The organism is Streptomyces cyaneochromogenes, assembly GCF_003963535.1.
Taxonomy (GTDB): Bacteria; Actinomycetota; Actinomycetes; order Streptomycetales; family Streptomycetaceae; genus Streptomyces; species Streptomyces shaanxiensis.
Genome location: NZ_CP034539.1, coordinates 2,563,240 through 2,576,354, shown reverse-complemented (window position 1 = coordinate 2,576,354; position 13,115 = coordinate 2,563,240). Strand labels below are relative to the sequence as shown.

At 70.9% G+C, this 13,115-nt stretch carries 13 protein-coding genes and 1 pseudogene; 5 read left to right on the top strand and 9 right to left on the bottom strand.

Annotated elements, in window-relative coordinates; genetic code table 11:
• Positions 1-19: 19 nt before the first annotated feature.
• The 3 genes from EJ357_RS11460 to EJ357_RS11450 form a co-directional block, all read right to left on the bottom strand.
• Positions 20-1,507: a glutamate synthase subunit beta gene (locus EJ357_RS11460; protein WP_126391202.1), complete on the bottom strand. Its 1,488-nt coding sequence runs from the start codon at positions 1,505-1,507 to the stop codon at positions 20-22.
• A 173-nt stretch (positions 1,508-1,680) separates the two neighbouring features.
• A complete protein-coding gene (locus tag EJ357_RS11455) occupies positions 1,681-2,160 on the bottom strand; it encodes an anthrone oxygenase family protein (protein ID WP_126391200.1) in 480 nt (159 codons plus the stop codon).
• Positions 2,161-2,482: 322 nt separating this feature from the next.
• Positions 2,483-3,178 (bottom strand): DUF2293 domain-containing protein, encoded by a 696-nt coding sequence (locus EJ357_RS11450; protein ID WP_126391198.1) that lies wholly within the window; start codon positions 3,176-3,178, stop codon positions 2,483-2,485.
• Between the two features lie 117 nt (positions 3,179-3,295).
• Between EJ357_RS11450 and EJ357_RS11445 the strand changes: the two genes are divergently transcribed.
• The 3 genes from EJ357_RS11445 to EJ357_RS11435 all read left to right on the top strand — a co-directional run bounded on the left by EJ357_RS11445 (position 3,296) and on the right by EJ357_RS11435 (position 4,992).
• A complete protein-coding gene (locus EJ357_RS11445; protein WP_175647364.1) occupies positions 3,296-3,937 on the top strand; it encodes a nucleoside/nucleotide kinase family protein in 642 nt (213 codons plus the stop codon).
• Between the two features lie 54 nt (positions 3,938-3,991).
• Positions 3,992-4,420 (top strand): PPOX class F420-dependent oxidoreductase, encoded by a 429-nt coding sequence (locus tag EJ357_RS11440; RefSeq protein ID WP_126391194.1) that lies wholly within the window; start codon positions 3,992-3,994, stop codon positions 4,418-4,420.
• Between the two features lie 134 nt (positions 4,421-4,554).
• Positions 4,555-4,992, top strand: a complete 438-nt coding sequence (locus tag EJ357_RS11435) for a CBS domain-containing protein (RefSeq protein WP_126391192.1) — start codon at positions 4,555-4,557, stop codon at positions 4,990-4,992.
• 90 nt (positions 4,993-5,082) lie between these two features.
• Here EJ357_RS11435 and corA read toward each other — a convergent pair whose 3' ends face one another.
• Positions 5,083-6,210: a magnesium/cobalt transporter CorA gene (gene corA / locus EJ357_RS11430; protein ID WP_126391190.1), complete on the bottom strand. Its 1,128-nt coding sequence runs from the start codon at positions 6,208-6,210 to the stop codon at positions 5,083-5,085.
• Positions 6,211-6,502: 292 nt separating this feature from the next.
• Between corA and EJ357_RS11425 the strand changes: the two genes are divergently transcribed.
• A complete protein-coding gene (locus EJ357_RS11425) occupies positions 6,503-7,297 on the top strand; it encodes a methyltransferase domain-containing protein (RefSeq protein WP_126391188.1) in 795 nt (264 codons plus the stop codon).
• Positions 7,298-7,387: 90 nt separating this feature from the next.
• Here the strand turns inward: EJ357_RS11425 and EJ357_RS11420 are convergent, their stop codons facing one another.
• Positions 7,388-8,386 carry a carbohydrate kinase family protein gene (locus EJ357_RS11420; protein WP_407698513.1) on the bottom strand — a complete coding sequence of 333 codons (999 nt, stop codon included), beginning with the start codon at positions 8,384-8,386 and terminating at the stop codon, positions 7,388-7,390.
• A 130-nt stretch (positions 8,387-8,516) separates the two neighbouring features.
• Positions 8,517-9,425: a pseudouridine-5'-phosphate glycosidase gene (locus EJ357_RS11415; protein ID WP_126391186.1), complete on the bottom strand. Its 909-nt coding sequence runs from the start codon at positions 9,423-9,425 to the stop codon at positions 8,517-8,519.
• Between the two features lie 99 nt (positions 9,426-9,524).
• Here EJ357_RS11415 and EJ357_RS11410 point away from each other — a divergent pair, with 99 nt between their 5' ends.
• Positions 9,525-9,953 carry a VOC family protein gene (locus EJ357_RS11410; protein WP_126391184.1) on the top strand — a complete coding sequence of 143 codons (429 nt, stop codon included), beginning with the start codon at positions 9,525-9,527 and terminating at the stop codon, positions 9,951-9,953.
• A 27-nt stretch (positions 9,954-9,980) separates the two neighbouring features.
• On the opposite strand, the gene EJ357_RS11405 is transcribed toward EJ357_RS11410, so the two are convergent.
• From EJ357_RS11405 to EJ357_RS11395, 3 genes and pseudogenes are all read right to left on the bottom strand, one after another.
• Complete coding sequence (locus tag EJ357_RS11405) at positions 9,981-11,270, bottom strand: MFS transporter (RefSeq protein ID WP_126391182.1); 1,290 nt, start codon at positions 11,268-11,270, stop codon at positions 9,981-9,983.
• 193 nt (positions 11,271-11,463) lie between these two features.
• Positions 11,464-12,018 carry a methylated-DNA--[protein]-cysteine S-methyltransferase gene (locus EJ357_RS11400; protein ID WP_126391180.1) on the bottom strand — a complete coding sequence of 185 codons (555 nt, stop codon included), beginning with the start codon at positions 12,016-12,018 and terminating at the stop codon, positions 11,464-11,466.
• Between the two features lie 74 nt (positions 12,019-12,092).
• Positions 12,093-12,950, bottom strand: a pseudogene (locus EJ357_RS11395) (glycerophosphodiester phosphodiesterase); the annotation flags it as partial.
• Positions 12,951-13,115 lie beyond the last annotated feature (165 nt).

Here is a 13,115-nt window from a genome sequence, read left to right as displayed (position 1 = left end):
GGGGCTGTCGTTCGTGCTCTCAAACGGTCATGGGCCGGTCGTACGGCGAGATCGGCGAGGGCAGCCTGGAACTCCCCGTCAGATAACGATCGACGGCCGCCGCCACAGCCCGCCCCTCCGCGATCGCCCACACGATGAGTGACTGTCCCCGGGCGGCATCCCCCGCGGCGAACACCCCGGGCGCGTTCGTCGCGAACCCGGCATCCCGCGCGATCGTGCCGCGAGGCTGCAGGTCCAGCCCCAACTGGTCGATCAGCCCGTCCTCCCGGTCGGGCCCGGAGAAGCCGAGGGCGAGCAGTACGAGGTCGGCCGGCAGCGTCCGCCCGGTGCCCGGCAGCGGGCGGCGCCGGGCGTCCACCTCAGTCAGGTGCAGCGACCGTACGTGCCCGTCGGCGTCACCGGTGAAGCGGAGCGTGGACGCCGCGAACAGCCGCGCGTCCGCGTCCGCCGCCGGCGCCGTCTCCAGATCGCGCGCCTCCTCGTGCGCGGCCGACAGCCGGTAGATCTTCGGGTACGTCGGCCAGGGCTCGGTGTCCTCGTCCCGCTCGGCATCCGGCTGGGCGTAGATGTCCAGCTGGGTCACGGACGCGGCGCCATCCCGTACGGCCGTGCCCAGACAGTCGGCCCCCGTGTCCCCACCGCCGACGATGACGACATGCTTCCCGGCGGCGGACATGGGGGACGTCTCCAGATCTCCCTCGCGTACCCGGTTGGCCAGCGGCAGATACTGCATCGCCTGCTCGATACCGCTCAACTCCCGCCCCGGTACGGGAAGTTCACGCCAGGCCGTGGCCCCGGTGGCGATCACCACGGCGTCGTAGCGCGACCGCAGCTCGGCCGCCCCGATGTCCCGCCCGACCGCCGTCGACGTACGGAACTTGGTCCCCTCGGCCGTCATCTGCTCGATCCGGCGCTCCAGATGGTGCTTCTCCATCTTGAACTCAGGGATGCCGTACCGCATCAGCCCGCCGATCCGGTCGTCCTTCTCGTACACGGCGACCGTGTGCCCCGCCCGCGTCAACTGCTGCGCCGCCGCGAGCCCGGTGGGCCCCGACCCGATCACCGCGACCGTCCGCCCGGACAGCCGGTCCGGGGGCTTCGGCGGCGCGAACCCCTCCTCCCAGGCCCGGTCCGCGATGGCGCACTCGACGTTCTTGATGGTGACGGCCGGCTGATTGATCGCGAGCACGCACCCGGCCTCGCAGGGCGCCGGACACAACCGCCCGGTGAACTCGGGGAAGTTGTTGGTCGCGTGCAGCCGATCCGCCGCCGCCCGCCAGTCCTCCCGCGACACCAGGTCGTTCCACTCGGGGATCAGATTGCCCAGCGGGCAGGCGTCGTGGCAGAACGGTATGCCGCAGTCCATGCAACGGTCGGCCTGCTTGCTGATGATCGGCAGCAGTGCCCCGGGGACGTACACCTCGTCCCAGTCCTTGACCCGCTCCTCGACGGGCCGGCGCGGCCAGTCCTGGCGGGGGGTGGTCATGAAACCCTTGGGATCGGCCATGGCCGTCTTCCTCATGTGCGCGTGTGCCGTGTCGGAGCCGTTCGTCATCGAGCGACACCCTGCCGGCGCTCGTCCGGCACTCTTCCAGCACTCTTCCGGCAACGATACGTCCCACCGGCCGCGTGCGCAGGGTGGGGACAGCGCTTTCTCCGGCCCGCACAAGTCGGTGTGGGTCAGCTGAGGGCGAGGGCGTACGCCACCGTCGCGGCGGCCGAGGCGACCATGCGGACGTGGTTCCACGCCGTCCACTGGCGCACATACGTCGGCCAGTAGTCGGCCGCCTCCGGAGTGCCCGCGTCGAGCTTGAGCAGCGTGTCGTTGCGGGGCACGTTCGCCACCATGGTCACCCCGAACGAGCCGAACAGATACAGCCCGCTGCCCAGCAGCAACTCCACCAGCCCCTCGTCCGGCCAGAGCACGAACGTCACCACGGCGATCACCGCGCACAGCACCGCCGTCCCGAGGAACACCAGCATGAACGCCGGCGCCAACGCCGTCACATTGATCGCCTTCATCGCGGCGACGCCCTGCGCCGGCGGCAGTGCGGCCAGCCCACGCATGACAAAGGTCGAGAACGCGCAGAAGACCCCGGCCACGAGACCGGTCCCGACCACGCCGATCACGACGAGTACGAAGTACGGCCCATCGATCATGTCAACGTCAACTCCCCGTGTCCCGCCGAGATCATTCCCGGCCCGGCCCATCTGTCACCTCAAGTGAAATCCTGTACGAGAACGGTCACCATGGCCGAGCGGCGCGAGCACATACGCGAACGTCCAGCAGGCCGACGGACAGATGTCGCGCCTTGAGGAACGGCGCCGTGGGTCGTGGGAGCGGGTCCGGTGGTGGCCGCGTGCCTTCCCTGCCCGGCATGCCTTCCCTGCCCGGCGTGTCCGATTGCTGTGCGCGCCCCTGCCCGGGCGGTGCCCGTCGGAATCGGCTGTCGCCGACTCCCTCGACCGAAGGGGATCACCGTCAGCCGGCCTCCGACACCTCGGCCCGCCACCTCCGCAACGTCGTCTCCACCGCCGCCATGATCCGCCGCCGAGCCTCGTGCCGTGCCACCCCGCTCATCAGCAACTGGTCGTACGGCGTGTCCAGATGCCGCACGGAGGCCACGACCGCCGACGTCACCGCCCCCTCGGACAGCGCACGCCCCGCCGCACTCCGCCCCACCCGCCCGCTGCCCCGCGCCGACGCATGCCCGGCGATGTCCCGCGCCCGCTCCACCGGGCATCCCGGGAACAGCCGCCGTATCTCCGCCGCGAACGCCTCCGCAAACCGCACGTCCTCCCGCGCCCGTCGCCGGGCGTCCCGCATCCGGCGCCGCCGTCGAGCCTCGCCGTCCGCCAGACACCGCTGCTCGGCCCGGGCGAGCCCCGCCTCCTCGACGAGCACGCCCTGCCGCTCGTAACGGCCTGCGCGCCGGTTGAACCGCACGACCACCGCCGACAGCGCACTCTCCTCCCTCGACCGACGCGTCAACGCCGTGTCGCCGCGCGGCAGGAACACCAGGTGCCCGAGATCCGCACAGTCGAGACACCGCGGCGCCCCGTCCTCCAGCACGAGCATCTGCAACGGCCCCCCATGACACTCCGCACAGTGCCGCCGCTTGAGGGGCTGAATCACCAGAAGGCCGGTGCGGGGCGGGGGAGTTGCGAGGGACGCCATACCGGGTTCATTCCCCTCCGGGCGGGTCCGGGGAACTACCCGACCCCACACCCGCACGCCGCAATCCGCATCCCGAACCCCGAACCCCACGCCACCCCGACCACCCCCTGTCGCATCATGGGCCCTGTGCGACTCGAAGCGATCACCTGGGACCGGCTCGGCGACCTCTTGGCCGAGCGGCTGCTCGACCTGAAGCCGGCCGACGGCAGCCCCTGGCCGCGCGTCGCCTTCGACGGTGCCCCGGCGGCCCGCCCGGGAGACCTCGCCGAGCGGGTGGGCGAGGCGCTGCGCATACGCGGCCGCCGCTCGCTCGCCGTCGGCGCGGAGGGCTTCCTGCGCCCCGCCTCGGTCCGGCTGGAGTACGGCCACCAGGACGTGGATGCCTACTACGACGGCTGGTTCGACACCGGTGCCCTGTGGCGCGAGGTCTTCGGCCCTCTCGAATCCGGCGGCGACGGCCGCGTCCTGCCCGACCTGTGGGACCCGGTCACCGACCGAGCCACCCGCAGTCCCTACGTCCAACTCCCGCCCGGCGGCGTCCTGTTGCTGCACGGCCCCTTCCTGTTGCGCCACTGGTTTCCCTTCGACCTGACCGTCCACCTCCTCCTCTCACCCGGCGCCCTGCGTCGCCGTACTCCCGAGGCCGATCACTGGACCCTCCCCGCCTTCGAGCGCTACGACCACGAAACCGACCCGGCCGGCACCGCGGATGTCCTGGTGCGGGCCGACGACCCGCGGCACCCGGCGTGGCGCGGCTGAGCGGGATCCGGCAAACCGCTTTTGTATGCACGTGCATTTAATTACCCTGCTGTCATGACGACCTCCACGAGTGATCCGACCTCCTCCGGCGACCCCCTCTTCGACGACTCCCTCCGCTCCCTGCTCGACGGCAAGAACTTCGCCGGCGTGGCCACCCTCGGCCCCGACGGCGCCCCGCAGAACTCGGTGGTCTGGTTCAAGCGCGAGGGCGACACCGTGCTCTTCTCCTCCGTCGACACCCGCCAGAAGGTGCGCAACCTCCGCCGCGACCCCCGCGTCAGCCTCTCGGTCTACGACCTCGCCAACCCCTACACCTCGGTCGAGATCCGCGGCACCGCCGAGATCGTCCCGGACGAGGCCAAGCGGCTCCCGTTCGAGCTCTCGCGCAAGTACCTCGGCATCGACCCGCCCGCCGAGAAGGACGACGAGACCCGGGTGATCGTCCGTGTCGTCCCGCGGAAGATCGTCCGCTTCTCGGCCTGATCACCGCCTGCCGCCGGCGGCCGCGCCGTTCGGTTCCGGGTGCATGCATCGGACAGCGCGGCGAGAATGAAGGGCGCCGGGACTAGCGGTGCGTCCGGCGCCGCGCCGGCCGTCCGGCATCGGGAGGTACTCCAATGACCACTGCCGGAGACATCATGCACCGCGGCGCCCAGTGGATCCCCGCCCACGAGACCCTGGACCGCGCCGCCCAGCTCATGCGCGAGCTGGGCGTCGGAGCTCTGCCCATCAGCGACGAGAACGAACGGCTCTGCGGCATCCTGACCGACCGCGACATCGTCATCGGCTGCGTGGCCGTGGGTCATGACCCGAGCAAGGTCACCGCAGGTGAGATGGCGCAGGGCACCCCGCGCTGGATCGACGCGAACGCCGACATCAGTGACGTGCTCCGGGAGATGAAGGAGCACCAGATCCGCCGGCTTCCCGTCATCGACGACAAGCGCCTGGTCGGCATGATCAGCGAGGCCGATCTGGCCCGTCATCTGTCGGAGGGTCAGATCGCCCACTGGGCCGAGAGCGTCTACGCCACGTCCGGGGCGCAGAAGAGGCGCTGACCCGGCGAACGCTCCACCTTCACCCCCTGTGTCGTCCCCGTCCGGCCGGCCGTGCCGGGCGGGGACGCACCGGAGTCGGCCGGAGAACCGTCAGAGCCATCCGTTGCGCCGGAAGCCGCGGTACAGAACCACGCACGCGACGGATATCACGACTATGACCAGCGGGTAGCCGAACGTCCAGCGCAACTCCGGCATGTAGTCGAAGTTCATTCCGTACACCCCGCACACCATCGTCGGCACGGCGATGATCGCGGCCCAGGCCGTGATCTTCCGCATGTCCTCGTTCTGCGCGACGGTGACCTGCGCCAGGTGCGCCTGCAGGATCGAGTTCAGCAGTTCGTCGAAGGCGAATATCTGCTCCTTGGCCCGCAGCAGATGGTCGGACACGTCGCGGAAGTAGGCCTGTATCTCCGGCTCCACCACCCGGATCGGCAGTGTGGCCAGGTTCTCGAGCGGACGGCTCAGCGGAACCACGGCCCGCTTCAGCTCCAGGAGTTCCCGCTTGAGCTGGTAGATCCGCCCCGGGTCGGCCCGCGCGCCGTTCTCCGCGAACACATCCGTCTCCACCTCGTCGATGTCCTCCTGCACCGAGTCGGTGACGCTCAGGTAGTCGTCGACCACGTGGTCCGCGATCGCGTGCAGCACCGCCGCCGGCCCCTTGGCGAGCTGCTCGGGGTTCGACTCCAGTTCCTCGCGCAGCGGGCCCAGTGAGCCGTGCCGCCCGTGCCGCACCGTGATCACGAAGTCCTGGCCGACGAACACCATGATCTCGCCGGTGTTCACGACCTCGCTCGTCGCCGTGAGCTGCTCGTGCTCGACGTAGCAGACCGTCTTGAACACGGCGAACAGCGTCTCGTCGTAGCGCTCCAGCTTCGGTCGCTGATGCGCCTCCACCGCGTCCTCGACCGCCAGTGGATGCAGGGCGAACAACTCGGCGATGCCCGCGAACTCCTGGTCCGTGGGTTCGTGGAGGCCCAGCCAGACGAACCCGGCCCCGCGTTTGCGTACTCGCTGCACGACGTCCACCAGGTCGCCGTTCTCCTGGACCCGCACGCCGTCCCGGTACGTCACGCAGTTCACCACGGAGGAGCCCAGCGGGGACCTGGCGGGGTGGCTGAGGTCGACACGCGGGCGCCGTCGAGCCAGCCGTGCCACCTTGCGGAGGCTGCCGACCTTGTCGAGGCCCGTGACCTTCCGCAGATTCCCTGCCATGGACATCTGGATCTCCTTGCGTGGATCCTCGCGCCGCATTTCTGCGCCCTGGCTGGCCAGTTTGCCAGGTGGGGGTGAGCTGCGGGTAAGCCTGTGGGAACAGCGGATTCCGCTTTGTTCCCGCCTGTGGATGAAGGGATTCTGCCCAGGTCTCCGTACGGAATGGGTCCGTTGGGCGCGAAGCGTGGTGTGCGGGGTGGTGCGCATGGCCGGAACGGGGGCGGGCGGGTGGAATTCGGGGCCGTCCCACCGAGCGTCGACCACTCCCGGCAAACAAGACAAATGGGATGATCTCGGCATGATGCGAACCGACCGGAATCTCCTCCACAACCGGCAGGCCGAGGCGGGCGAGCACTGCGACGCACTGGGCCCTCTCTTCGATCCCACGACGTTCCGGTACCTCGAAGGGTTCGGCATCGGACCCGGCTGGCGCTGCTGGGAGGTGGGCGCCGGCGGCACCTCGGTGGTCTCCTGGCTGGCCAAGAAGGTCGGCCCGACCGGAAAGGTGGTCGCGACCGACCTCGACACCTCACGGCTCGCCCCGGCCGCTCGCCCACCGGTCGAGGTCCGAGTGCACGACGTGGGCGTCGAGGAGCCGCCGGGGGAGGAGTTCGACCTGGTGCACGCCCGGGTCGTCCTCTCTCATGTGCCGGACAGCGAACGGGCGTTGCGGTCGATGATCAAGGCCCTGCGCCCGGGCGGCCGGCTCCTGGTCGAGGACGCCGACCCCCTCCTGCAGCCCCAGCTCTGCCCCGACGAGTACGGCCCCGAACAGCAACTGGCCAACCGCCTCCGCGACGGCGTCCACGCCCACCTCGCCGAGCGCGGCGCCGACCTCTCCTTCGGTCGCAGACTCCCGCGCCTGCTCCGTGCGGCCGGGCTGCGCCGGGTGGTCGCCGACGTGTACTACCCGGTCTCCTCGCCCGCCTGTGCCGCCCTGGAAGCCGCCACCGTTCGCGAAATCCGCGATCAGCTCGTCACCGCGGGCATCGCCACCGACCGGGACATCGACCGCCACCTCGCCAACATCACCGCCGGCGGCATGGACCTGTCCGCGACCCCGATGATCTCGGCGTGGGGGCGCAAGGCGTAGACAGCGGACAGAGGGCATGGGATGCGTGGGCGGGCCTGCGAGGCATGGGCGGGCATGGGATGCGTGGGCAGCCCGCCGCACCAGCGGCCGTCACTCCCGCCGCGGCGGCCTCCCGCCCACCCGCTCCACCGCCAGCGCCCCCGCCCGGCAGCCCTCCCGAGCCGCGTCCTGCGGTCCGGCACCGGAGAGGAGCGCCGCGAGGAAGGCGCCGGTGAAGGAGTCGCCCGCGCCCGTCGTGTCCCTCGCCGTAGCCGGCACTGCGGGGACGTGCGCGCTCACGGTGCCCGACCGGGCGACCACAGCGCCGTCCGCGCCCTGCTTCGCCACCACCAGCGGGACATGCCGGCTCAGCTTGGCCGCTGCGTCCGCCCCGTCGGGCAGCCCCGTGAGCAGGCACGCCTCGTCGCGGCTCGGCAGCAGGACGTCCACGCCCTCCACCAGAGCCAGGAAACGGTCCACGCCGAGTTCCACGAGGAACCCCGCCGACGCCGGATCCAGGCTCACCGGCACGCCACGCGCGCGTGCCGACTCCACAGCCACCGCCACGAGCGCGCGGCCCTGCTCGGAGAACAGCAGGTAGCCCGAGAGATGCAGCCGGGCGACACCGTCCAGCATCGCCTCCGACCAGTCGCCGGGCTCGAGCCGCAACGCCGCGCCGCTGTCGGTGACGAAGGTGCGCTCGGCGGCGGCGCCGGTGTCGACCAGACAGATCACCGTCCCGGTCGGTGCCTGCGGATCCACGACGAGACAGGGCTGTACTCCGCCGGCGGTCAGCTCACGCTCGTGCCATGCGGCTGTGTCCGCGCCGACCCGACCCAGCAACCGCACCTCCGCACAGCCCCAATACGCGGCCCAGCAGGCCACGTTGGCTCCCGCGCCGCCCGGCACCGTACGGATGGCCGCGGCCGTGTCCGTACCCGAGGCGAGCGGACCCCGGTGCCGGGCGATGACGTCCGTCACCACGTCGCCCACGACAAGAAGCGCACCGTCGCCGACACCGCTGACGGCCCGTGCGCTCCCCGAACCGTCAGGCGCTGTACCGCCGTTGCCCGGCTGGTGCACGGCGGCCACGTTGCCCGGCTGGTGCACGGCGGCCGCGTTGCCGGGATGGTGCACGGCGGTCCCACTCCCCGGCTTGTGCACGGCTGCCCCGTTCCCCGGTCCGCGACCGCCCGCCTCGCGCCCGGTTCCGCGTGCCCCCGTCCCGGTCACGTGCCGCTCACGCCCCGGCCGACGCTGCCGCGATCCGCCCCGCCAGCCGTACATTGCCGCGCACCGCCGCGAGATTGGCGCTCAGCGAGGCACCGTCCGTGTGCCTCACCAAGTAGTCCAACAGGAACGGAGTGACCGCCTGACCGGTGACGCCCTGCTCCTCGCACGCGTGCAGCGCGTCGGCGAGCACGCGCGCGTGCAGTTCGGGATCCAGTTGCTCCTCCTCCGGCACCGGATTGGCGACAATCAGCGCCGACTCGGGACCGCCGAGGGCGTCCTGAGCGCGCATCACCTCGGCCACCTCCTGCGGCGATCCAAGCGTCCACTCCACCGGATGTCCCGAGTCGGAGAGGTAGAAGCCGGGGAAGCGCTCCGTGCGGTAACCGGCGACTGCCACGCCCAGGGTCTCCAGCCGCTGCAGGGTCGCCGGGACGTCCAGGATCGACTTCACGCCGGCACACACCACCGTGATCCTCGTGCGTGCCAGGAGCCCCAGGTCGGCCGACTCGTCCTGCGTCACCGTCCACTCCCGGTGCACACCGCCGAGCCCACCCGTCGCGAACACCCGTACGCCTGCGAGGGCCGCCAGCAGAGCCGTCGCCGACACCGTGGTCGCCCCGCTCGCACCGGAGGCCACGGCGAGCGGCAGATCCCGGTGCCCCAGCTTGCGGATCCCGTCCTCGTTCGCGACCCGCTCCAACTGCTCCTTGCCCAGCCCGACATGGGGCCGGCCGTCCAGCACGGCGATCGTCGCGGGAACGGCGCCTTCCTGCCGTACGGCGTCCTCCAGCTCCAGTGCCACCTGCAGATTGCGCGGGCGCGGCAGCCCGTGCGCGATGATCGTGGACTCCAGGGCCACCACGGGTCGACGCGCGTCAATCGCCTCCCGCACCTCTTCGGACACCACCAGCACCACGCGCCTGCCTCCTGTCTGTTGGTCTTCCCTCATTTCTGGCGGGCTGCGCACCAGGCCAAACCCTTGCGGCCTGTGGGAGACGACACCAGCCTGGGATGTATGACGGACAACACCGCACGTCTCGACCATGTCGTCCTCTGGGTGCGCGACCCGGTGGCGTCGGCCGACTTCTACGAGAAGGCGGTCGGCATGGCATCGGTCAGGCTCTCCGAATACTCCGCGGGGGCGGTTCCGTTCCCCTCCGTGCGCCTCAACGAGGAGACGATCCTCGACCTCATGCCGCTCACCATGGCGGAGCGCATGAAGATGCTTCCCGGCGCCGCCGACAGCTCCGGCCACCCGGTCAACCACGTTTGCGTGGCCCTGCCCGGTGACGACTTCGACGCGCTGCGGTCCCGACTGGAGGAGCGCGGCGCGCCCGTGTCGGACATCTCCCACGACTCCTTCGGCGCCCGCGGCAAGGCCAAGCGCAGCTTCTACTTCCGCGATCCCGACGGCAACGTCTTCGAAGCCCGGCACTACGACTGACCCGCCCCGAGCGGCCCGGGCCTGAACTCAACCGTTCGCCGAGACGTCCCGCGCCTGTCGTCCGAGCCGCGTGAAAAGTGCCAGTGCAGCCAAGGGGACGAGCAGACAAGCGGCGGTGAAGTTCAGCCAGGCGTAGCTCGCCCGGGCGACCACGAGCCCGGCGACAGCTCCGCCGACGCCCGCCGAGGCGTTCATGATCAGGTCCGACAGCCCCTGAGCGGCGGCGCGCGCGGGCTGCGCTACGGAGTCCGTGAGCAGCGCGGAACCGGAGACGAGCCCCGCCGACCAGCCGAGCCCCAGCACGAACAGCCCGACGGCCGTCTGTCCGTGACTGCCGCCCGCCGTACCAGCGAGGAACACCGCGAACGCCAGCAGCCCCACGGACAGCCCGATCCCGGACAGCCGCCCCAGCCGGTCCGAGAGCCGCCCCATGAGCGGCGCGAACGCGTACATACCCGCGATGTGCCCGCTGATGACCAGCCCGATCAGATCGATGCCCGCGCCGTGGTGCGCGAGGTCGACCGGCGTCATCGACATCACCGAGACCATCGCCGTGTGAGCCACGGCGACGGTCACCACCGCGAGCCGGGCCCGGGACGAGGAGGCCACGGCTGCCAGCCCGGCGCGCAGCGAGCGCGCCGCGGGCGACTGCTCCTCGGCCGGTGCGAGCGCCCGCGCCGTCAGCAGCGGGTCCGGCCGCAGCAGTACGGCCACCACGACCGCGGATATCAGGAAGATCCCGGCCGCCCACAGGAACGGTCCCGCCGCCGCGGGTATCCCGAGGCCTGTGACACTGCGGCCGGCGGGCGCGGCGATGTTCGGGCCGATGACCGCGCCTATGGTCGTCGCCCACACGACGAGCGAGATGGCCCGAGCCCGCCGCTCCGGCTCGGCCAGATCGGCGGCCGCGAACCGCGCCTGCAGATTCGCCGACGAGGCAGCGCCGAACGCGGCCATACCGCACAGCAACAACGGAAAGCTCCCGACACCGGCCGCGACCACCGTGACACCGGCACCCACCGCGCCGATGAGATAGGCCAGCACCAGCCCTGGACGGCGACCCCGCGCGGTCATCAGCGCGGCCAGCGGCATCGACAGCACCGCTGTACCGGCGACGGTCGCGGTGGGCGCGAGCCCGGACAGGGACTCGGTGCCACTGACCTCCGTGGCCAGCACGGCCGCGAGCGCGATGCCGGTGGCGACACCCAGCCCGCCCAGTATCTGCGTCGCGATCAGCACGGCCGATGTACGGCGCCGCAGGGCCGGAAGCCGGTCGGGCGTGACATTGGCGATGACCTGCCGCTCGACGGAGGTCACGACGCACAACCGGCCGTACGGCGCGCCGGACCGGCCGACCCGGAAGAGCACACCGGACCGGCCGCGTACAAGTGGGTGAAAAGTGTCGTCACAGGCGCAGTTTCCCCCTCTGGTCGCGCCTGCCCAACCCGTGCGTCCGCCGAAGACGCCCGGTCGCAGAGCGCTGCCCAACCCTCCGAAGTCCCGGAAAGCCTCAGAACAGCGGCTCCGGCAGCACACCCTCCAGCGCGAGCAGCTTCCGCTTGGTCTCCAGCCCGCCCCCGAACCCACCGATGCCGCCGTCGCTCTCCACGACACGGTGACAGGGCACCACCACGGGCAGCGGATTGGCACCCATCGCCATGCCCACCGCCTGGGCGGCACCCGGCTGTCCGACCCGCCCGGCCAGATCGCCGTACCCGACGACGGTGCCGTACGGGACCCCGGCGGCCAGCTCGCGCAGCACCTCCCGGTTGAAGCCGGAGATGAGCGACCAGTCAAGGGGCAGCTCGAAGTCGCGCCGCGTACCCGCGAAGTACTCCTCCGTCTGGCGTATCGCCTCGGCCAGCAACGCAGAGCCGGGTGCCTTGACCGGCTCGGTGCCCAGCCGGGACGCCAGCCGGTCGAGTGCCTTCTCGCGCACCTTCTCCGTGGCATGGAAGACGACGCTGACCAGGCCGTCGCGGGTCGCGGCCAGCATCAGTGGACCGATGTCGGTACCGACGACGGCCCACACGACCTGCTGCTCGTACTGCCCATGGCTGTCCATGCGCCCACCGTACGACCCACCGCTGACAACGCCCCGAGAGCGGACGCCGGCTCCCGCTCAGGGTTCTCCTCGGGCAGGGTGTCCCGCACCACGTCGGGATTGTTGGTGATGATGCCGTCCACGCCGTACCCGGCGACCAGCCTTGCGGTGTCCGCGTCGTTCACGGTCCATGTGAAGACCTCCAGCGGCCTGCCGTGCGGCCCGGTGAAGGTGTGCACGGAGGCGACATAGCGCCTGGAGATGGAGCTGTACGACGGGTTGATCTGGTCGGCGAAGGCCGCGTACCCGGCGAGGTCGGCCGCGGGCGGCGTGCCGAGGAAGCCGGTCTTGACGGCGGGCTTGAGGCTGTGGACGGTACGAATGCTGTCGGCGCTGAAGCTCTGCACGATCAACCGGCTCGCGAGGTGGTGCGGATCAAGCCAACCCGCGTCGTCCAAGACCTTGAGGGTCTGCCGCTCGATACCCGGGTACAGATCGGGATTCTTGATCTCCAGCAGCAGTTTCTGGTGATGCAGCTCCAGGCGGTCCGCGAACTGCTCCAGCGTCGGCACGCGCGCACCCGCGTACGCGGGATCGAACCAGCTGCCCGCGTCCAGGCGGGCGATCTCGGCGGCGGTGAAGTCCTTCACCTTCCAGGGCGCCCGGTCGGGGAAGACCTGCTCCACATCGGTCGTGCGCTTGAGGTTGTCGTCGTGGACGACGACCAGCTCGCCGTCCTTCGTGCGCTGGACATCGTTCTCCACCCAGCTGATGCCCAGGTCGGCGGCCTTGTCGACGGCGGCCAGCGTGTTCTCGGGGGCGTAGGCGGAGGCTCCCCGGTGGGCGATGACCGCGGGCGGCTCGGTGCCGGCCAGGGCGTCGGAGGCGGGAAGCAGAAGAGCGGCGGTCCCCAGGAGTGCGGTCGTCGTGGCGGCTACAGCGCGCGCGTGCATGCGTACTCCTCGCATCGAACGATCACGGACAGCACAACTGTGACAGCAGAGGGTCAACGATGAGGGAGTACAGAATGGCCACAGATTGAATGGAGTTGCCCGGGCCCGCTCACCTGTGCCGCACAACTGGGGCAAGCCCGTGTTTCTTTGCCGGAAAATCGTTCG